Annotated in this window: 18 protein-coding genes; 12 read left to right on the forward strand and 6 right to left on the reverse strand. The window is 68.4% G+C overall.

Features of this window, described 5'->3' with window-relative positions; translation table 11 throughout:
• The first annotated feature begins 34 nt into the window (after window positions 1-34).
• The 5 genes from recN to VEC11_RS01930 all read left to right on the forward strand — a co-directional run bounded on the left by recN (window position 35) and on the right by VEC11_RS01930 (window position 5,235).
• Entirely contained in the window at window positions 35-1,687 is a 1,653-nt protein-coding gene (recN, locus tag VEC11_RS01910) for a DNA repair protein RecN (RefSeq protein ID WP_464128687.1), read from the forward strand.
• Complete coding sequence (locus VEC11_RS01915; RefSeq protein WP_464128642.1) at window positions 1,684-2,016, forward strand: hypothetical protein; 333 nt, start codon at window positions 1,684-1,686, stop codon at window positions 2,014-2,016. The genes recN and VEC11_RS01915 overlap by 4 nt, the downstream gene beginning before the upstream one ends.
• The gene (locus VEC11_RS01920) at window positions 2,013-2,720 is read left to right on the forward strand and encodes a dienelactone hydrolase family protein (protein ID WP_464128643.1); all 708 of its coding nucleotides are present in this window, start codon (window positions 2,013-2,015) and stop codon (window positions 2,718-2,720) included. The genes VEC11_RS01915 and VEC11_RS01920 overlap by 4 nt, the downstream gene beginning before the upstream one ends.
• Window positions 2,717-4,834 carry an NAD-dependent DNA ligase LigA gene (ligA, locus tag VEC11_RS01925; protein WP_464128645.1) on the forward strand — a complete coding sequence of 706 codons (2,118 nt, stop codon included), beginning with the start codon at window positions 2,717-2,719 and terminating at the stop codon, window positions 4,832-4,834. Before VEC11_RS01920 ends, ligA begins: the two co-directional genes overlap by 4 nt.
• Window positions 4,835-4,902: 68 nt before the next feature.
• Window positions 4,903-5,235 (forward strand): hypothetical protein, encoded by a 333-nt coding sequence (locus VEC11_RS01930; protein ID WP_464128647.1) that lies wholly within the window; start codon window positions 4,903-4,905, stop codon window positions 5,233-5,235.
• A 4-nt stretch (window positions 5,236-5,239) separates the two neighbouring features.
• Here VEC11_RS01930 and VEC11_RS01935 read toward each other — a convergent pair whose 3' ends face one another.
• The 5 genes from VEC11_RS01935 to VEC11_RS01955 form a co-directional block, all read right to left on the reverse strand.
• A complete protein-coding gene (locus VEC11_RS01935) occupies window positions 5,240-6,157 on the reverse strand; it encodes a 50S ribosomal protein L11 methyltransferase (RefSeq protein WP_464128648.1) in 918 nt (305 codons plus the stop codon).
• Window positions 6,157-7,011: a subclass B3 metallo-beta-lactamase gene (bla, locus tag VEC11_RS01940; protein WP_464128650.1), complete on the reverse strand. Its 855-nt coding sequence runs from the start codon at window positions 7,009-7,011 to the stop codon at window positions 6,157-6,159. Before bla ends, VEC11_RS01935 begins: the two co-directional genes overlap by 1 nt.
• The gene (locus VEC11_RS01945; RefSeq protein ID WP_464128651.1) at window positions 7,001-7,705 is read right to left on the reverse strand and encodes an SDR family NAD(P)-dependent oxidoreductase; all 705 of its coding nucleotides are present in this window, start codon (window positions 7,703-7,705) and stop codon (window positions 7,001-7,003) included. Before VEC11_RS01945 ends, bla begins: the two co-directional genes overlap by 11 nt.
• Window positions 7,706-7,846: 141 nt before the next feature.
• Window positions 7,847-9,190, reverse strand: coding sequence for a methyl-accepting chemotaxis protein (locus tag VEC11_RS01950; protein WP_464128653.1), 1,344 nt, complete (start codon window positions 9,188-9,190; stop codon window positions 7,847-7,849).
• 104 nt (window positions 9,191-9,294) lie between these two features.
• Window positions 9,295-9,753: a hypothetical protein gene (locus VEC11_RS01955; RefSeq protein ID WP_464128654.1), complete on the reverse strand. Its 459-nt coding sequence runs from the start codon at window positions 9,751-9,753 to the stop codon at window positions 9,295-9,297.
• Window positions 9,754-9,977: 224 nt separating this feature from the next.
• On the opposite strand from VEC11_RS01955, the gene VEC11_RS01960 reads away from it, so the two are divergent.
• Entirely contained in the window at window positions 9,978-10,658 is a 681-nt protein-coding gene (locus VEC11_RS01960) for a hypothetical protein (protein ID WP_464128656.1), read from the forward strand.
• 108 nt (window positions 10,659-10,766) lie between these two features.
• Window positions 10,767-12,734 (forward strand): hybrid sensor histidine kinase/response regulator, encoded by a 1,968-nt coding sequence (locus tag VEC11_RS01965; RefSeq protein WP_464128657.1) that lies wholly within the window; start codon window positions 10,767-10,769, stop codon window positions 12,732-12,734.
• Between the two features lie 28 nt (window positions 12,735-12,762).
• Here VEC11_RS01965 and VEC11_RS01970 read toward each other — a convergent pair whose 3' ends face one another.
• Window positions 12,763-12,930, reverse strand: a complete 168-nt coding sequence (locus VEC11_RS01970) for a hypothetical protein (protein WP_464128659.1) — start codon at window positions 12,928-12,930, stop codon at window positions 12,763-12,765.
• 235 nt (window positions 12,931-13,165) lie between these two features.
• Between VEC11_RS01970 and sdhC the strand changes: the two genes are divergently transcribed.
• The 5 genes from sdhC to VEC11_RS01995 all read left to right on the forward strand — a co-directional run bounded on the left by sdhC (window position 13,166) and on the right by VEC11_RS01995 (window position 17,670).
• A complete protein-coding gene (gene sdhC, locus VEC11_RS01975) occupies window positions 13,166-13,564 on the forward strand; it encodes a succinate dehydrogenase, cytochrome b556 subunit (protein WP_464128660.1) in 399 nt (132 codons plus the stop codon).
• Window positions 13,561-13,974, forward strand: coding sequence for a succinate dehydrogenase, hydrophobic membrane anchor protein (gene sdhD, locus VEC11_RS01980; RefSeq protein WP_464128661.1), 414 nt, complete (start codon window positions 13,561-13,563; stop codon window positions 13,972-13,974). The genes sdhC and sdhD overlap by 4 nt, the downstream gene beginning before the upstream one ends.
• A complete protein-coding gene (gene sdhA, locus VEC11_RS01985) occupies window positions 13,971-15,794 on the forward strand; it encodes a succinate dehydrogenase flavoprotein subunit (RefSeq protein ID WP_464128663.1) in 1,824 nt (607 codons plus the stop codon). The genes sdhD and sdhA overlap by 4 nt, the downstream gene beginning before the upstream one ends.
• On the forward strand, window positions 15,791-16,543 hold the full coding sequence (locus VEC11_RS01990) for a hypothetical protein (RefSeq protein ID WP_464128665.1): 753 nt from the start codon (window positions 15,791-15,793) through the stop codon (window positions 16,541-16,543). Before sdhA ends, VEC11_RS01990 begins: the two co-directional genes overlap by 4 nt.
• Before the next feature lie 134 nt (window positions 16,544-16,677).
• Window positions 16,678-17,670 (forward strand): C13 family peptidase, encoded by a 993-nt coding sequence (locus VEC11_RS01995; RefSeq protein WP_464128667.1) that lies wholly within the window; start codon window positions 16,678-16,680, stop codon window positions 17,668-17,670.
• Window positions 17,671-17,673: the final 3 nt, after the last annotated feature.

The following is a 17,673-nucleotide window of genomic DNA, read 5'->3' on the forward strand; positions in this document are numbered from 1 at the left end:
GTAAGAGGATCGTGATGACCTCTTGCGCGATTCCATGCTGACCCGGCTCTCGATCCGCGACGTCGTGCTGATCGATCTGCTCGAGCTCGAATTCGGGCCCGGGCTCGGCGTGCTGACCGGGGAGACGGGGGCGGGGAAATCGATCCTGCTGGACGCGCTCGGGCTGGCGCTCGGCATGCGGGCGGACAGCGGCCTGGTCCGCGCCGGGCAGACGCAGGCGGCGGTGAGCGTCGCCTTCGAGATCGCGCCCGAGCATCCGGCCTGGGCGGCGCTCGAGGAGAACGGCCTGGCCTGGGAGCCGGGCGAGCCGCTGGTGATCCGCCGCATCGTCCGCGCGGACGGCGGCAGCCGCGCCTTCGTCAACGACCAGGCGGTCTCGGCGGGTCTGGTGCGCGAGCTCGGCGCCGGCCTCGTCGAGATTCACGGCCAGCATGACGATCGCGGCCTGCTGAACCCGCGCGGCCACCGGGCGCTGCTCGACGGCTTCGGCCGGGTCGACACAGGCGCGGCGGCCGCGGCCTGGGCCGCGGTGCAGGCGGCCGAGGCGCGGCTCGCCGAGGCGCGCGCCGCGCACGAGACGGCAGAGCGCGACCGGGAGTGGCTGGCCCACGCCGTCGAGGAGCTCGACAGGGCGGCGCCCCGGCAAGGCGAGGAGGAGGCGCTGGCGGGCCTGCGCGCCACGATGCAGGCCGGCGCGCGGCTGGGCGACGAGCTCGCCACCATCGTGGCCCTGATCCAGGGGTCGGAAGGCGGGCTGGCCCGGCTCCGCCAGGCGGCGCGGCGGCTCGACCGGATCGCGCCCGAACATGCGGCTTTGGCCGAGGCCCTGTCCGCGCTCGACCGGGCGGTGATCGAGGCGGCGGAGGCCGAGGATGCGCTGGTGAAGGCGCAGACTGCGCTGGCCTTCGACCCGCAGCGGCTCGAGGAGGCCGAGACCCGGCTCTTCGACCTGCGCGCGCTGGCCCGCAAGCACCGCGTCGAGGCCGACGCGCTGCCGGCCTTGCGCGAAGAGCTGCGCGCGAAGCTTCATGCGATCGAGGCCGGGGGCGAGCAGATCGCGGCGCTGGAGGCCGAACTGGCCTCCGCCCGCGGCGCCTATGACGCCGCCGCCGCCATCCTCACCGAGGAGCGCGCCATGGCCGCGGGCAAGCTCGACGCCGCGGTGGCGGGCGAGCTGGCGCCGCTCAAGCTCGGTGCGGCCCGCTTCCGGACGGTGCTCGGGCCGGCCGAGCCCGGCGCCCTCGGCCGCGACCGGGTCGAGTTCGAGGTCTCGACCAATCCCGGCGCGTCCTTCGGGCCTTTGGTGCGGATCGCCTCGGGCGGCGAGCTCAGCCGTTTCATCCTTGCCCTCAAGGTTGCGCTCGCCGAGCAGGGCGGGGCGACCACGATGATCTTCGACGAGATCGACCGCGGCGTCGGCGGCGCCGTCGCCAGTGCGGTCGGCGAGCGCCTGCACCGGCTGGCGGCGTCGGGACAGGTGCTGGTCGTCACGCACAGCCCGCAGGTCGCGGCGCGCGGCGCCACGCATCTGCTGATCGAGAAGAGCCATGACGGGCTCGTCACCCGCACCGGCGTTCACCGGCTCGACGAAGCGCGCCGCCGCGAGGAGATCGCGCGCATGCTCTCCGGCGCCGAGATCACCGACGAGGCCCGCGCCCAGGCCGAGCGGCTGCTGGAGGCGGCATGAGCGACGAGGCCCCGCACCCGACCGGGCCGCGCACCGGCGCCGGCGCGACCCTGCTGCGCCTGCTGCTCTGGCTGTTCGTATTGCTCGCCGGGCTGGCGGTGGTGATCGTCCTGCCGATGATCCTCGTGCTGAACGCGGTGGGGGACGGCCGGGCGGGGCTCTGGCCCGTCTATGTCTGGGTGCCGCTCACCTTCCTCGCCGCGCTCTATTCGGTGGTGACGGGGCTGCGGGCGATGGCCGATCCCCGGCCGCGGCGCGTCGCCCTGCTCGCCGGCATCGCCGTGCTGGCCTTCTTCACCTTTCCCCCTTTCTGGATCCCGGAGACATGATGGCGAAAAGGCTGGTCGAGTCCGCGCATGACGGGGCGACGTTCGAGAGCTTCGTGGCGGCGGCGCCCGGGGCAGGCCCGCGGCCCGGCGTGCTGGTCTTTCCCAATGTCATGGGCCTCGACCATGTCGACGAGGAGAATGCGGCGCGGCTGGTCGCGCTCGGCTACACGGCCTTCGGCTGCGACCTCTACGGCAAGGGCGTCCGCCCGACGGCGCGGGAGGACGCCTTCCCGCTGATGAACGCGCTGCGCGACGACCGGCCGCTTCTGCAGGCGCGGATGACGGCGTTGCTCGCGCTCGCGCGGCAGCAGCCTGAGATCGACGCCGGCCGCATCGCCGCGATCGGCTTCTGCTTCGGCGGCCTCTGCGTGCTCGATCTTGCGCGCACCGGCGCGGACGTGAAGGGTGTGGCGAGCTTCCACGGCATCTTCACGCCGCCGCCCAACATCCCCGCGCCGCGGATCGGCGCCCGCGTCGCCGTCTATCATGGCTGGGCGGATGCGCTCGTGCCGCCGGACCAGGTGACGGCGCTGGCCGAGGAGCTGACCGCCGCGGGCTGCGACTGGCAGATCCATTGCTATGGCGGCGCCGAGCACGGCTTCACCCATGCGCGTGCGCCGGAGGAGGGGCTCCCGGTCAACGCGCTGGCGGACAAGAGGGCCTGGACATCGGCGGCGGATTTCCTGGCGGAGTGCTTTGCGTGACCGAAGCCGAGGCCGCCGAGGAGCTGGAGCGTCTCGCCCGCGAGATCGCGCATCACAACCGGCTCTATCACGACAATGACGCGCCCGAGATTTCGGACGCAGAGTTCGACGCGCTGGTCCGGCGCAACAATGCGCTGGAGGCGGAATTTCCGCAGCTGGTGCGGGAGGACAGCCCGTCCCGCGTCGTGGGCGCGACGCCGACCGGAGCGCTCGCCAAGGTCCGCCACGCGCTGCAGATGCTCAGCCTCGACAACGCCTTTTCCGAGGAGGAGGTCGGGGAGTTCATCGCGCGCGTCAGGCGCTACCTGAGCCTGGCCGAGGGCGAGAGGGTGGCGATGACCGCCGAGCCCAAGATTGACGGCCTGTCCTGCTCCTTGCGCTACGAGAAGGGCCGGCTCGTCCTCGCCGCGACGCGGGGCGACGGCACGACGGGCGAGGACGTCACGCCCAATGCGCGGACGATTCCCGATATTCCGGACCGGCTGGCCGGGGACGACGTGCCCGACGTGTTCGAGATCCGCGGCGAGGTCTACATGGCCAAGGCGGACTTCGCGGCGCTGAATGCGCGGCTGCTTGCCGAGGCGGAGGAGAGCGGCAAGGAGGCGCGGCAATTCGCCAATCCGCGCAACGCCGCCGCCGGCTCGCTCCGGCAGAAGGACGCGGCGGTGACGAAGGCGCGGCCCTTGCGTTTCTACGCCCATGGCTGGGGCGAGGTCTCCGCCCTGCCCGCCGACACCCAGCTCGGCGTGATGCGCGCGATCGAGCGCTGGGGGGTGCCGATCTCCGCCGATCTGGCGCTGTACGAGGATCTCGCCGGGATCATCGGCCATTACCGCATGATCGAGGCGAAGCGCGCGGACCTGCCCTTCGACATTGACGGCGTGGTCTACAAGGTGGATCGGCTGGACTGGCAGCGCCGCCTAGGCCAGGTCGCCCGCGCGCCGCGCTGGGCGCTGGCCCACAAATTCCCCGCCGAGAAGGCGGAGACCGAATTGCTGGCGATCGACATCCAGGTCGGCCGCACGGGCAAATTGACGCCGGTGGCGCGGCTGCGGCCAGTCAGCGTCGGCGGGGTCACCGTGACCAACGCCACCCTGCACAATGCCGACGAGATCGCGCGGCTTGGCGTCAGGGTGGGCGACCGCGTCCGCATCCAGCGCGCCGGGGACGTGATCCCGCAGGTGCTGGAGAATCTGACCGCGAACGAGGACCGCCCGGCCTATGTCTTTCCGGACCGCTGTCCCGAATGCGATTCCGACGCGGTGCGCGAGGAAGGCGAGGTCGACGTCCGCTGCACCGGCGGGCTGATCTGCCCGGCGCAAAGGGTCGAGCGCCTGCGCCATTTCGTCAGCCGCCACGCGCTCGACATCGAGGGACTCGGCATCATCCATATCGAGAGCTTCTTCCGCGACGGCCTGCTGCAGTCGCCGGCGGACATCTTCACGCTCACCAAGGAGCAGTTGCTGGCGCGGGAACGCTGGGCGGAGATCAGCGCGCAGAACCTGATCGACGCGATCGACGCCAAAAGGAACCCGCCGCTCGACCGCTTCCTCTACGCGCTCGGCATCCGCCATATCGGCGAGGTGACGGCGCGCGACCTGGCCCGCCGCTACCGCAGTTGGGACGGCTTCATCGCGATGATCGACGCGGCGCTGGCCATCCGCTCCGGGATGCAGCCGGAGCTCGGCGAGGACGAACGGAAGTTCCGCCAGCGCCGCGACAAGGCGGTGGTCGAGGCGGTCGGCACGCAGAATATCGGCCCCGAGGTCGCCAATGCCCTGCTCGATTTCTTCGAGGAGGAGCATAATCGCGAGGCTTTGGCTGCAATTTTCGCCGCGGGCGTGACGATCGCCGACGTGATCCACGAGGTGAAGGAGTCCCCGGTCACCGGCAAGACCGTGGTCTTCACTGGCAGCCTTGAGGCCATTTCCCGCGACGAGGCCAAGGCGCAGGCGGAGAAGCTCGGCGCCAAGGCGGCGGGCTCGGTCTCCGCCAAGACCGACCTGGTCGTGGCGGGCCCGGGGGCTGGCTCCAAGCTCAAGAAGGCGCAGGAGCTCGGCATCGAGGTCATCGATGAGGCGGCCTGGCTACGGATCGTTGCGGAAGCGGGATGAGTGATCGGGAGCGGCCTGCAGCTTCGGGCGTTTTGTGTTATGCCTCTGCCGAAAAAGGGAGAGTCGCCATGCGTAACCTGGCTTTCATTCCTTTGGCCCTGCTCTGCATCGGCGCGGCACCGCCGCGGGGCGAGCCGGCGCCCATGCCGGCCCAGACGGCGCCGGAGCTCAATCCGCACAGCTTCGACCGGATGAACGTCATGCGGGCCCGGCCGAATTGCGAATCCATCCCCCGCCAGGTTGCGGGCGACGACCGGCGCTATGACGGGACCCGGCTCGACCAGCAGCCGCCGGGACGGCTGATCCTGGCCGTGGAGCGCCACGTGAATGGCTGTCCCGAAGTGGCCTTCGCCAACGAGACGAGGCGGTCCACGCGGCCGATTTTCCCCGAAGCCAAATAAGGGCTCAGCGCCAGCCGGTACTCTTCCGCTTCCTGAGCACCAGGGTCGGCCAGTCCCCGCGCTGGACGCCCCCACCCGCCATCATCCCTTGGCGCCGATAGGCGGCCCTGACCGCCTCGGCCTGCGTGTCGAGCAGGCCGGCGAGGATCAGTCGGCCGCCGGGCGCCAGCGCCCCCGCCAGCGCCGGGGCGAGTTCGATCAGCGGGCCGGCGAGGATGTTGGCGATGATCAGGTCGTAGGGCGCGCGGGCCTTGAGGCGGGGATGATCGAGGCCGGCGGCGACGGCCAGTTCGAGTTGCCCCCGGGCGCGGCCGATTTTCACCTGGTTGATCCGCGCATTCTCCTCCGCCACCTCGATCGCGACCGGGTCGATATCCGAGGCGACGGCGCGCGCCGCGGGCCAGAGCTGCATGGCGGCGAAGGCGAGCAGGCCGGTACCGGTGCCGATATCGGCGATGTCGGCGAAGCTCGCGCCGGTCGCCTTCAGCCGGTCGAGCGCGATGAGGCAGCCGGTCGTGGTCTCGTGCTGGCCGGTGCCGAAGGCGCGGCCGGCGTCGATCTCGAAGGCGACCGCGTGGGCGGGGACCTCGTCGCGATGCGCGGGCGTGTGGACGAAGAAGCGGCCCGCGCGGATCGGCTCAAGCCCGGCCTGGGACAGCCTCACCCAGTCCTGCTCCTCGAGCGCCTCGATCAAAGGCGTCTCGCCCGCCGCACTGGGCAGGAGGTCGCGCAGCAAGGCAATATCCTCCGGCCCCGGCTGGTCCTCGAAATAGGCGTCCAGCCGCCAGTCGTCCGGCCGTTCCGGATCGGGCTCGCTGGTCATCAGCACGGGCGGCGAATCGAGCATTGCCAGCGGCGCGATGTCCCCGGCCAGCGCCTCCGCCTCGGCCCTGGTGCAGGGCAGGGTGACCTTCCAGCACATCACCGGGCCTCCTGCCGAAGCCGCCTGTTGAGCCCTGTGACGCCGCGCGCGGCATAATCGCGACAGGCGGACGGATCGGCCAGCTGGCCGCTGGCGAAGCGCTGGAAGAGGTTGCTGGCGCCGGGGTGGGGCGTCAGCAGCAAGTCGCAGGGCAGGGCGCCGACGCGCGCGAGCGTCCGCTGGAGCGTTGCGACATAGGCCGGGTGATCGGAGAAACGGTAGGCCGGGCTGCTGACGGCGCTGACGCTGTCGGCATAGACGATTCGGAGGCAGGTCCGGCCCTCGCAGGAGCGCCAGCTCCAGCTGGTGCCGCCGGGGCTGTGGCCGGGGGTCGCGTGCATGGTGAGGCGCAGGTTGCCGAGAGGCACGACCTCGCCGTCGCGCAGGATCCGGTCGACCCGCGGCACGGGGAACGCGCCGATCGTGCCATATTGCGGATCGGGCGCCGTCGGCAGGCCGTGCGCGAAGCTGAGCCTCGCCGCCGCGTTGACGGCAACGGTCGCGCCGCTCAGCCGCTGCAGCGCGGCGATGCCGCCGGCATGGTCGTGGTGCTCGTGGCTGTTGAGGATCAGCCGGACGTCCCGGACGCGAAAGCCGAGCCGCTCGATATTGGCCGCGATCAGCGGCGCCGCCCGCTCGGTGGCGCCGTCGATGAGGATATGGCCGCGCCTGCCGGTGATCAGGATCGCGCTGATCCCGCAGGTGCCGACATAATAGGTGTTGCCGTGAATGCGGGCGGGCGGGGCAGGGTCGTTCCAGCCGTCGCGGCCCCCGCAGGCGCGGGCCAGCGCGGCACCGTCCGCGGCGGCGGCGGGCTGAACTGCCGCAAGCAGGGCCGCCAGGCTAGCGAACAAAGCTGGCCCCGTTCACGTCGATGCTCGAGCCGGTGGCGGAGGCGGGCGCCTCGGTGGCGAGCCAGCGCACGGTCTCGGCCACCTCGTCCGTCGAGGCGACCCGGCCGAGCGGGATGTCGGCGAGCAATTTGTCGCCGCCTCGGCTGGCGAGATAATCGTCGGCCATGCCGGTCATGGTGAAGCCGGGGCAGACCGAGAAGGCGACGATATTCTCGCCGGCATAGCCGCGGGCGATGCTCTTGGTCATGGCGACCATACCGCCCTTCGAGGCCGCATAATGCCAGTGGGCCGGGCTGTCGCCGCGATAGGCGGCGCGGCTGGCGACGTTGACGATGCGGCCGCCGCTGCCCCGCGCGCGGAAGTGGAGCACGGCATGGCGGCAGAGCTCCGCGGCGGCGAGGAGGTTGATCTGCTGGGTGTGCTGCCAGCGCTCGGTCCAGTCCGGCGCGTCGAGCGGGGCGTCCTCGAAGATGCCGGCATTGTTGACCAGCACGTCGATCCGGCCGTCGAGGCGGTCCAGCGCCTCGGCCCAGAGGGTGTCGGCGGCGCCGGGCCCGGCGAGATCCGCAGCGAGCAATCCGCCGCCGCCCTTCGTGGAATGGCCGACGACATTGTGGTTGCCGAGTGCGGCCAGGATCGCCGCGCCGATGCCGCGGCTGGCGCCGGTTACGAGGATGTTCAGGGGTCGGGTCATGGACTGAGGCGATACTCAGGCGGACCTGACAATGAAAGCCCTCCCCCTTGAGGGGGAGGGTTGGGTGGGGGTGTCGGGCGTCGGGGAGAAGTCGGCGACGCCGAGCCCCCTCTCCCTGCCCTCTCCCCGCTGGGAGAGGAATTACGCGGCGAAGCTCTGCACGAAGCGGCCGGCGCTGACCTTGAACTTGGCCATCTGCTCGTCGACCTCGGAGAAGCTCTGCTCGACGCTGTCGATCTCGCTGGCGACATTCTCGGTGTCGTGGCGGATCGCGGCGATGGTCGAGGACATGGAGTCCGCGGCCAGCGCCGTCTCGTCCACGGCCGCGGTGATCATCGTCACCGTCTGCGCCTGCATCTCCATCGCCTTGCGTATGCGGTCGGCGCTGACCTGCACCTCCTCGACCGTGGACTGGATCGAGTCGTTGGCTTCGACCGTCTGTTTTGTCGCGCTCTGGATGGCTGAAATTTTTGCCGTAATGTCATCCGTCGCCCGAGCCGTTTGCGACGCGAGGCTCTTCACCTCCTGCGCGACCACGGCGAAGCCGCGGCCGGCATCGCCCGCGCGGGCGGCCTCGATCGTCGCGTTCAGCGCCAGCAAATTGGTCTGCCCGGCAATGTCGCGGATCAGGCCGAGGATCGATTCGATCGCCTCCACCTGCGCCGAGAGGGCCTTGGAGACGTCGACGGCGCGGGCGCTCTGCTCGCTGGCCTTGGTCGCAACCCCTGCCGCGACCTCGACCTCGGAGCGGGCCTCCTCGATCGCCATGATCAGCCCGGCAGCGGTCTGCGCGGCCTCGCGCATCGCGACGGCGCTCTGCTCGGCGGCGGCGGCGACCTCGCTGGTCTTGCCCAGCATGCCGCGCGCGGCGGCGCTGGCGTCGGCCGCCTGCGCCTTCACCTTCCGGCTGCCCGCGGAGGTATGCTCGACGACGCTCATGATTTCCTTGTTGAACTCGGCGCCCTGCGCGCCGCGGCGCTCCTGCTCGCCCTTGCGACGGAGCACGTCATAATGGGCGGCGAAGATGTCGACCTCGAGCACGGTGCAGCGGGTCAGCGCCTTGCCGAGCCGGATCAGCCGTTCCGTGTCCTCCGCGAGCGAGCGGACGAGGATGTCGTGCGCCTGCTGGGCACCGGCGGAGATGCCGGAGAAAAGCGTGGTCAGCGAGACCCCGGCCGCGGCCGCGGTCGCGACATATTGCCCGGCCGTCTCGACCCAGGCGGGATCGTCCAGCTGGCTGTACTTGGCCTGGATATAGGGAGCGACGCGGCGGGTGAGCTCGTCGAGCTTGGTCGGGCCGATCTCGCGGCCGCCCTCGCCGGCGCGGCGATATTGCACCCAGAACTGGCGGGCCACGCTCTCGGCCTCCGGGCCGATGATCTCCCAGATCTCGCGCGCCGTCGCGACCAGATCATCATCCTGCCCGAACAGGGAAATCCGCCCCTCGAGCCGGACCTCGCTCCCGGTCCCCGCTGCACCCGTCATCCGAACACGCCCTTTCACGCCTGGTGGTTGGGCCGGACGTAGCGCCCAATTGGTTAAGATGCTGTTAGCCAAAGGGTGCGGGAGACACAGGGGAGGGACCGGTTCTAGGCGCTGTCGTCGCGCCGGATCGAGCGCGTGAAGCTGAACCGGAACAGGCTCATCGCCGTCATGGCGATCACCAGGCCGGGGACGACGATCGAGAAGCTGCCCTCGGGCAGGATGAAGAGGGAGGCGATCAGCAAGGGGGGCGCAAGCAGGGCCGCGGCCCAGAGCCGGAAACGCAGGCGGGTCCGCGCGCTCCATCCCCTTTCGTCCAGCGCCGCCGGATCGACCGGCGCCTCCCCGCCCGCTCTGTCGAGCCACAGGGTCAGCGCCACCAGGAAGGCGATCGGCGCGAGCAGCCACCAGGCGCCCATGCCCCAGACTACCAGGGCGATCATAGAAGCCAGGATGACGAAGCCAATATAGTCGGGCACCGGCGAGTCCGAGCCGAGGAGCAAGGGCAGGCCGAGCACGACGACCAGCAGCCCGAGGCCGGCGAAGAGGATCAGGAGGCCAAGCATCGGCCCTCCAATAGCACAGCTTCGCCGCGGCGCCTTCATCGCCGGTGCCGGCCGCGTCCGCTGCGGAGGCGCGTCCTACTGTTCGAATTCGGACTCCCGGGCGTCCGCGAGCGGACGGCCGGGAAGGCACCCGAGCGCTCCTCCTATGTGGCGGAAACTGGCCCGGAAATTGCAGCGACAAACGTAGCGGTCCCGTTTCGGACCACCTTCGGAAAGGACGACAGATGACCGGACCATTCGCCACTTCCCAGTCGAAGCGCCGCAGCCTCTTCCTCGCCGCCCTGGTCGCGTTCGCGGCCCCGCTCGCCTTGCTCCAGCCCGCGAGCCCCGGCCTGGCCCAGCCGGGCGAGCGCACCTCCTACGTGCTGCTGAACGCCGGCACCAACAGCAGCACGATGAGCGGGTCGGCCGACGATATGCGCCGGGCGCGGCAACTCCGCGTGGGCCGCGAAGGCCTGCTTTACGTGCGGCAGGGCGGCAGCGCCTGGGTGATCCGCGATGCCGAGACTTTGCGCCGCGCCGAGGCGATCTTCGAGCCGCAGCGGGCCATGGGCGCGCGCCAAGCCGAGCTCGGCTCGCGCCAGGCCGCTTTGGGCGCCCGCCAGGCCGCGCTGGGCAGCCGCCAGGGCGCCCTGGGCGCGGAGCAGGGCCGGCTCGGCGCTCGGCAGGCCGGGGCCACGCCGCGCGAGGCCGCGGCGCTCGGCCGCCGGATGGCGGAGCTCGGCGTGCAGCAGAACGCGCTCGGCGAACAGCAGAGCGCGCTCGGCCTGCAGCAGGATGCGCTCGGCCGGCAGCAGAGTGCGCTGGGCCGCGAACAAAGCCGCCTCGGCCGCGAAGCCGACGTGCGGCTGCGCGCCCTGGTCGCCGAGGCGATCCGCAGCGGCGCCGCCCAGCGCGCGAACTAAGTTCCGGCACGCCCGGTTGGTTGATGCCTTGACCCTCCCCCGGGGGAAGGAACCTGCGGCCCGGACCGCTGGTTAGCGTTATGGCTCCAACAAGCAGGGTTCCCCCGAGTGGCTCGAAAGTCGCGGTTTTTCGATCGAAATGGTCGTTTGCATCCAGAAGTCTACGAGCAGCTTGTCCACTCGATCGTGGATTATGCCGTTTATGTAATCGATCCCGACGGCAACGTTGTGAGCTGGAATCCGGGGGCCGAGCGGATCAAGGGCTATTCGGCCAGCGAGATTGTCGGCGAGCACTTTTCGAGATTCTACACCGAGGAGGAGCGAGAGGCCGGCCTGCCCGCCAAGGCTCTGGAGATGGCGGCAAAGACCGGGCGCTATGCTGCCGAAGGCTGGCGCACGCGTAAGGATGGGAGCCGCTTCTGGGCGATGGTCGTGATCGACCCGATCAGGCAGGGCGACGAACTCATCGGCTACGCGAAGATCACGCGGGACATGACCGATTACCGGGAAGCGCAGCTCGCGACATTGGAAAGCGAGCGGGCGTTCCGGATCCTTGTCCAGGGCGTTACGGACTATGCGATCTACATGCTCGATCCCGAGGGCAGGGTAACGACCTGGAACACCGGCGCGGAGCGCATCAAGGGCTACAGTACCGACGAGGTCATCGGCCAACATTTCTCGCGCTTTTATACGGCGGAAGACCTGGAGAAAAACGTGCCGGCGGTGGCGCTCGAGACAGCCCGCCGCAAGGGCCGCTTCGCCGCCGAGGGCTGGCGCCAGCGCAAGGATGGAAGCCGCTTCTGGGCAAGCGTGGTGGTCGACGCGATCCACGACCCGGACGGCAAGCTCGTCGGCTTTGCCAAGGTCACGCGCGACCTTTCCGAACGGCGCAAGGCAGAGCTGGAGCTGGAGCAGTCCCAGAAGGCGCTCGTGCAAGCGCAGAAGATGGAAGCCATCGGCCAGCTGACCGGAGGCATTGCCCATGATTTCAACAATCTGCTCGCGGGCATAAGCGGCAGCCTCGAGATGATGCGCATGCGTCTGGCGCAAGGGCGGATCAACGATGTCGAGCGCTACGCCAATGCCGCCCTCGGCGCCTCGTCGCGAGCGGCCTCGCTTACCCACCGGTTGCTCGCCTTCGCGCGCCAGCAAACGCTCGAACCGGAGGTGATCATCGCCAACAATCTGGTCAAGGAAATGGAAGAGCTGGTGCGCCGGTCTATCGGTCCCAGCTACACTTTGGAGATCGTGCTGGCGGCCGGCCTGTGGCCCTGCCGCTGCGACCCGAATCAGTTGGAAAACGCGATCCTCAATCTTGCGATCAACGCCCGCGACGCCATGCCTGGCGGGGGCCACCTTACGATCGAGACGGCAAATACCTGGATCGACGAAACAACTTCGCCCGGTCGCGACCTTCCGGTCGGGCAATATATCGCGATCTGCGTAACCGACACCGGAACCGGCATAGCTCCGGACCTTCTGGCGCGCGTATTCGATCCCTTCTTCACGACGAAGCCCGCGGGCAAGGGCACCGGGCTCGGCCTGTCGATGATCTATGGCTTCGCCCGCCAGTCGGGCGGGCAGGTCAGGATCTATTCGGAGGTCGGGCAGGGGACCACGGTCAAGATCTATCTGCCGCGGCACCACGGCAAGGTCACGCAACCCGAGCGAGTGGAGCAGCCCTCTCCGGCGCCTCGCGCGGACAAGGGCGAGACGGTGCTGGTCGTGGATGACGATCCGACGGTGCGCATGCTGATCGCCGACACGCTCGCCGAACTCGGATATCAGGCGATCGAGGCCGGCGATGCCGCATCAGGCCTGCGCGTCCTCGAATCGGACGCCCGGATCGACCTGCTGATCAGCGACGTGGGCCTGCCCGGCGAGATGAACGGCAAGCTCATGGTGGATGCAGCCCGCGAAAAGCGGCCCGACCTCAAGGTGCTGTTCATCACCGGCTATGCGGAAAACGCAGCAATCACCAATGGAGACCTTGGCCCGGGCATGCAGGTGATGAGCAAGCCGTTCGCGATCGACAAGCTGGCGACGCGGATCAAGTCGATCATTACCGGCGGGTGAGGGCGAACCGCACGATCGCATGTCGGACCTAATCGGCAGGGCGTTCGCTTTGCGCCCTCAGCCGGGCAATGTCGGCATCGATCTCGGCAGCCATCGCCAGCAGCGCCTGGACGGTTTGGTCGTCGGTCACCGCTGCAGCAAGGCGTCGGCATTTTGCCGCGCGTCCGCGCATGTTCTCGACCACATCCTCGCTCACGTCGACTCCGTACCCGTCTGCCCCCGCCGAAGCGCTCGACAATGACTTGGGTTCCAATCGCCGGATCACCATAGTCTCGGCTCGACGCCGCGCCCGCAAGCGGCTGGAAAGCGGACCCCGCGCGCGATCACCTCACCCCACCCTTGCAACCGCCGCCGCCAAGCCTAAAAGCCCTCCCCAACGGGGGCGCCATGCGATAGCACAGCAAGGGTTCACCTCCGGGGAAGAGGTCTCGATGCATCGAAATCCGGCGCGGCCCATGTCGCCCCATCTCACCATCTGGAAATGGGGGCCGCACATGGCGGTCTCGATCCTGCACCGGATCACCGGCGTCGGGCTGGCGGTAGTCGGTATGGCGATGTTCACCTGGTGGCTGGTGGCGCTGGCGAGCGGGCCGGACGCCTATGCGGCCTTCCAGGGCTGGGCGACCTGGAAGTGGATGCTGATCGTCTGGATCGGGCTGACCTGGGCGGCCTTCCAGCACACGCTCTCCGGCATCCGCCATTTCGTCCTCGACATCGGCGCCGGCTATGAGCTCCGGACCAACAAATTCTGGGCGGTGATCGTGCTGCTCGCCCCGATCGCTTTGACCGGCCTGCTCTGGACCTGGATCTTCTGGAAGACGTTCGCATGACGATGGAAGCGGAAGCGAAGACCGGGCGGCTGAAGACGCCGCTCGGCCGGGTGCGCGGGCTCGGCTCGGCGCGCTCGGGGGCGCATCATTGGTGGCACGAACGGCTGACCTCGGTCGCGAGCCTGATCCTCCTGGTCTGGTTCTTCGTCTCGCTGCTCCGCCTGCCCGATTTCGGCTGGCAGACAATGAGCGAATGGCTGCGCGCGCCGCTCGCCGCGGTGCCGATGCTGCTCCTGATCGTGACCGTCTTCTGGCACCTCGCCGCGGGGCTGCGCGTGGTCGTCGAGGATTATGTGCACGAGGAGGGCGGCAAGCTCTTCCTGCTGGTGGCGATCAACTTCGCGAGCCTATTCGGCGCGGGCCTCTGCCTGTTCGCGGTAGCCAGGATCGCGCTGGGGGGCGGGGCATGAGCGACGAGTCCAGCAAGGTGGGGGCGGCCTACAAGATCATCGACCATGATTATGACGTGGTCGTCGTCGGCGCCGGCGGCTCCGGGCTGCGCGCGACCATGGGCGCGGCGCAGGGCGGGCTCAAGACGGCCTGCATCACCAAGGTCTTCCCCACCCGGAGCCACACCGTGGCGGCGCAGGGCGGAGTCGCGGCCAGCCTCGGCAATATGGGGCCGGACCACTGGACCTGGCACATGTACGACACGGTCAAGGGCTCCGACTGGCTCGGCGACCAGGACGCGATCGAATATATGGTCCGCGAGGCGCCGGCCGCGGTCTACGAGCTGGAGCATGCGGGCGTGCCCTTCTCGCGCACGGCAGAGGGCAGGATCTACCAGCGCGCTTTCGGCGGCATGATGCAGAATATGGGCGAGGGGCCGCCCGCCCAGCGCACCTGCGCCGCGGCGGACCGCACGGGGCACGCGATGCTCCACGCGCTCTACCAGCAGAGCCTCAAATATGACGCGGACTTCTTCATCGAATATTTCGCGCTCGACCTGATCATGGAAGACGGCGCGTGCCGCGGCGTCGTCGCGATCTGTCTCGAGGACGGGAGCATCCACCGCTTCCGCGCGCATGCGGTGGTGCTGGCAACGGGCGGCTATGGCCGCTGCTACTTCACCGCGACCTCGGCCCATACCTGCACCGGCGACGGCGGCGGCATGGTGCTGCGCGCCGGCCTGCCGCTGCAGGACATGGAGTTCGTCCAGTTCCACCCGACGGGCATCTACGGCGCCGGCGTGCTGATCACCGAGGGCGCGCGCGGCGAGGGCGGCTATCTGACCAATTCGGAAGGCGAGCGCTTCATGGAGCGCTATGCGCCGAGCGCGAAGGATCTCGCCAGCCGTGACGTCGTTTCGCGCTCGATGGCGATGGAAATCCGTGAAGGCCGCGGCGTCGGCCCGCACAAAGATCATATTTACTTGCACCTAGACCATATAGCGCCCGAGATTTTGGCCGAACGCCTCCCCGGCATCACGGAATCGGGGAAGGTGTTCGCGGGGGTCGACCTGACCCGGCAACCGCTGCCGGTCACGCCGACCGTCCATTACAATATGGGCGGCATCCCGACCAACTTCCACGGCGAGGTGGTCACCCTGCAGGACGGCGATCCGGACAAGGTCGTCCCCGGCCTGTTCGCGGTCGGCGAGGCGGCCTGCGTCTCCGTGCACGGCGCCAACCGGCTGGGCTCGAACAGCCTGATCGACCTCGTCGTCTTCGGGCGCGCGACCGGCCTCAGGCTCGCGGAGATCATCAAGCCGATGACCGCGCACAAGCCGCTGCCCGCGAAGAGCGAGGAGCTGGCGCTCACCCGGCTCGACAGGTTCCGCTTCGCCAAGGGCGGCTCGCCGACCGCCGAGATCCGCGTCGAGATGCAGCGCAACATGCAGACCCACTGCGCCGTCTTCCGCACCGACGAGCTGATGCAGGAGGGCGTCGCCAGGCTGGCCGAGACCTACAAGCGCATGGGCGACATCGCGGTCACCGACCGCAGCCTGATCTGGAACACCGACCTGATCGAGACGCTGGAGCTCGACAATCTGATCGCCCAGGCCAGCGTCACCATCGCCGGCGCCGTCAACCGCAAGGAAAGCCGCGGCGCCCATGCGCACGAGGATTATCCGCAGCGCGACGACAAGAACTGGATGAAGCATACGGTGGCCTGGTTCGACGGCTGGGGCGGCCAGGGCGGCAATGTCCGGCTCGATTACCGCCCGGTGCACGAATATACGCTCACCGACGAGGTGGCGTACATCAAGCCGAAGGCGCGTGTCTATTGAATAAGCTGCCAACACTCTCGGATCCGAAGGTCGGTTGGGGCATTCTTGCAAGAATTGGCCTAGCCTTGGCGCTTCAAGTTGGGCTGCTCGCTACAATTTCTGCGACCGCCTATATATCATCTTTGTTCTTTGCTCTTGGAATGTTTTATGCTTCGGAGTTGGCGTTTTTTCCTCTCTTTAAGATGGATGACGTGTTCAACATCGTAACAATGTCCCTCCCCTTTTTCTTGGGGAGCTTAGTATTCATAATGATACTGCACACGACATTTTCATTTATATTAAATAAGATCAATTCAAAACCGGAGCGTGATAGGCGGAAAGCGGCAATTATAGCATTAGTAGTTATTGCTATCGCTGTTGTCGGGCAGGCGGTGTGGCTATATGTGCTTTACAGGTCAATAACAATTGTTACGATGACTGGTCTTTTGGTTTGGCTATCATGGTGGGCATCAAGTCGAATATCATTGGCTAAGAAATCTACATCTTCGCTGATAGCAGGCCTGATTGCAGGATACGCTGGTTATGTGCTTTTGTTTTTGTCGATTATGTTCACTGTAGGTTACATGTGGATATCCTCTGTTTATTCCCAATATCCAGACGCTACGGCTTCCGCCGTCGTAGATGGCCGGCGTATTAAAGTGATAGTGATTTTCCCTAGTCAGTCTCGGACTCTATACTATGATGGAGCTGAGGTGCGCGTTGCCGGCGCTGGATTCTTGGACAGCGTACGAACGGCTAGGCCGCGTTAGCGGCGGCGCATTAATTCCCTACGATTTGGATATCGGTTGAACTGCTGAGGTGTATTGAGTGAGCTAGATTGCTTGACTCCGGCGTAATCCGGGCAAAGCTGGAGCGCGTCGGCGAGGGAGTGCCTGTGCGGACAATGTTGCGTGCTTTCGCGGTTCTGCTGCTGACCCTGCCGGCGGTCGCCTCGACTCAGGGCGGCACCGGCTATCAGGCGCCGCGCCACACCAGCCGCAATTCCCCCTTCTTCCTCGTCCCGGACGAGGCGACGCTCAGGATGCGCGCCGATGCCGGCATGCAGATCGAGCAGGCGCGCGATCCGGCCGTGGAGCTGGCGGAGCATCGCAAGCTCGATCGGGCGCTGCGGGCGCTGCTGCCGCAGCGGGCCGGGACGGTCGATGCCTATGTGATTTCGATCGCGCTCGACAGCGACCCGGTCTTCGGGCGCGAGGCGCGGGTGGCCGGCGACGTGCTCGGCGCCCGCTACGGCGCGCGCGGCCGTACGATCGTGCTCGCGGGATCGGACGGCAATGCCGCCTCGGCGCTGCCGCGCGGCACGCCGGAGCGGCTGGCCATGGCGCTGGCCCGGATCGCCGAGCTGATCGACAGGAACGAGGACGTGGTCGTCGTGTACACGACGAGCCACGGCACGCCGTTCGGGATCATCTATCACGACGCCGACAACGGCTATGGCGCGATCTCGCCGAACCGGCTGCGCGAGATTTTCGACCGGACCGGCATCCGCAACCGGCTGCTGATCCTCAGCGCCTGCTATTCCGGCGTGTTCGTGCCGCGGCTCCAGTCCGACACGACGGCGATCGTGACCGCGGCCTCGTCGGAACGCTCCTCCTTCGGCTGCGTCGCGGACAATGACTGGACATTCTTCGGCGACGCGATGATCAACCACGCGCTGCGCAAGCCGCAGCCGCTCCGCGCCGCCTTCACGGAGGCGAAGGCTCTGATCACCAGCTGGGAGGCGCAATTCCCGGTCCGGCCGTCCGAGCCGCAGGTCAGCATCGGCGCCGGCGCCGAGCGCTGGCTCGCGGCGCTCGACCGCCGCCTGCCGCCCGCGGCAAGCCAGCCGGTCGGCCGGCCGGCCGTCGAGACGAGCCGCGAGCTGATGCGGCGCTAGCGG

It is taken from the genome of Allosphingosinicella sp., from assembly GCF_035626655.1.
Taxonomy (GTDB): Bacteria; Pseudomonadota; Alphaproteobacteria; order Sphingomonadales; family Sphingomonadaceae; genus Allosphingosinicella.

Bases quoted from the DNA above. Each gene is read 5' to 3' on its own strand.
- recN (WP_464128687.1), top strand. From the start codon at position 35: ATGCTGACCCGGCTCTCGATCCGCGACGTCGTGCTGATCGATCTGCTC.
- VEC11_RS01915 (WP_464128642.1), top strand. From the start codon at position 1,684: ATGAGCGACGAGGCCCCGCACCCGACCGGGCCGCGCACCGGCGCCGGC.
- VEC11_RS01920 (WP_464128643.1), top strand. From the start codon at position 2,013: ATGATGGCGAAAAGGCTGGTCGAGTCCGCGCATGACGGGGCGACGTTC.
- VEC11_RS01930 (WP_464128647.1), top strand. From the start codon at position 4,903: ATGCGTAACCTGGCTTTCATTCCTTTGGCCCTGCTCTGCATCGGCGCG.
- VEC11_RS01935 (WP_464128648.1), bottom strand. From the start codon at position 6,157: ATGTGCTGGAAGGTCACCCTGCCCTGCACCAGGGCCGAGGCGGAGGCG.
- VEC11_RS01945 (WP_464128651.1), bottom strand. From the start codon at position 7,705: ATGACCCGACCCCTGAACATCCTCGTAACCGGCGCCAGCCGCGGCATC.
- VEC11_RS01950 (WP_464128653.1), bottom strand. From the start codon at position 9,190: ATGACGGGTGCAGCGGGGACCGGGAGCGAGGTCCGGCTCGAGGGGCGG.
- VEC11_RS01955 (WP_464128654.1), bottom strand. From the start codon at position 9,753: ATGCTTGGCCTCCTGATCCTCTTCGCCGGCCTCGGGCTGCTGGTCGTC.
- VEC11_RS01960 (WP_464128656.1), top strand. From the start codon at position 9,978: ATGACCGGACCATTCGCCACTTCCCAGTCGAAGCGCCGCAGCCTCTTC.
- sdhC (WP_464128660.1), top strand. From the start codon at position 13,166: ATGCATCGAAATCCGGCGCGGCCCATGTCGCCCCATCTCACCATCTGG.
- sdhD (WP_464128661.1), top strand. From the start codon at position 13,561: ATGACGATGGAAGCGGAAGCGAAGACCGGGCGGCTGAAGACGCCGCTC.
- sdhA (WP_464128663.1), top strand. From the start codon at position 13,971: ATGAGCGACGAGTCCAGCAAGGTGGGGGCGGCCTACAAGATCATCGAC.
- VEC11_RS01995 (WP_464128667.1), top strand. From the start codon at position 16,678: ATGTTGCGTGCTTTCGCGGTTCTGCTGCTGACCCTGCCGGCGGTCGCC.